Raw genomic sequence first — 1264 nt, forward strand, 5'->3', positions numbered from 1 at the left:
TCCCAGCACTGCGCCGATGAACGCAAGTTGGCCGAGCTCAACCCCTACATTGAAGGCCAACAGTGCGAGCGGGATGTCACCGCGCGGCAGGCCGATCTCGGATAGCGCACCTGCGAAGCCGAAGCCATGAAGCAATCCGAAGCAGAAGGCGATCACCCAGGGCCAGCGCGCCGTCAGGCTGGGTTCGCCCCGGCGCGTGCGTACGATCTCGCTCGCGAGCAGCAGTACGGAGAACGCGATGGCAGCCTCGACCGGCGGTCCCGGAACATGAACCACACCCAAGGTGGCGAGCGCCAGCGTGATCGARTGSGCRAGCGTGAAGGCGGTGATGGACCATACCAACGCCCGTGTGCTCGGCACGATCAGGAGCAGCGCGAAGACGAAAAGCAGGTGATCGTATCCACCCAGGATGTGCTCTATCCCGTGCCTGACGAACGCGCTCGCGATCGCGAGCGGCTCCTCTGGCGTCGCAGAGATCTCGACCCAAGGCTGCGACGACCGCACCAAGGTCGTCGTCGTCTCACCACCGGCGAGTTGCACGCGTACCAGCACGTCCGTGATCGTGCCTTGCAAGCCGGTGAACTCGATACGGTGACCCGCGAGGCTGCCAGGCGCCTCGATCACCCGCCGCTCGACCAGGGAATCGGAGAGCTCCTGCGTGTGCGGCGCGACAACGTCATACGTTCCGTCGGGAAGCTTGAGCACGACCGGCAGCCGCATGCCCGCAAGCACCGGCGTTCGCCAGAGCACGTCGTAGCGCTCGGACGTTGTCTGCCTGAGCTCTAGGTAGGCGGGGCGCGCGTCGTGCGCAGCTGCCTGAAAGGTGAGCGCAATCAGCGCTGCGCCGAACAGAGCATGCACTCCGCGGCCCATGACGAAGCGGCAAAGCGCGAGAACGGCCCTCACTTCGCGACGTCCGTAGGGAGTTGAGGGTTCGGCCGATCCTTTGATGCCGGCAGCACGATGTCGTAGTGCGCGCGCATCGCCTCGTACATCCGGCCCTTCACTTCGTCACGTCGGTCCTCGATCCATACGGACCTGACGTTCGCTTCGACCTCCTCGTATTCCGGGATCCGCTGAGGTGTGATCGATTCCGCGAACACCACATGCCACCCGTAGCCGGATTCGATCGGGCCGGCCCACTGGCCCGGGGCGAGCTTCACCAGSGCATGCGCGAAGTTCGGACCGAACTGCCGGGCGATCTCGTCGAACGGTCGATCGCCATAGTACTGCTGGTACATGAACGGATCGCCCGCCGTAGTCC

2 protein-coding genes are annotated in these 1264 nt (G+C 64.9%); both read right to left on the reverse strand.

The window, feature by feature from the left end:
• A partial coding sequence (locus tag AC1DY5_RS56110) for a HupE/UreJ family protein (RefSeq protein ID WP_478122785.1) occupies positions 1 to 906 on the reverse strand: 906 nt, incomplete at its 3' end.
• A partial coding sequence (locus AC1DY5_RS56115) for a peptidyl-prolyl cis-trans isomerase (protein ID WP_478122786.1) occupies positions 903 to 1264 on the reverse strand: 362 nt, incomplete at its 5' end. The genes AC1DY5_RS56110 and AC1DY5_RS56115, both read right to left, overlap by 4 nt.

This window comes from Variovorax sp. P4_D9 (genome assembly GCF_056401695.1).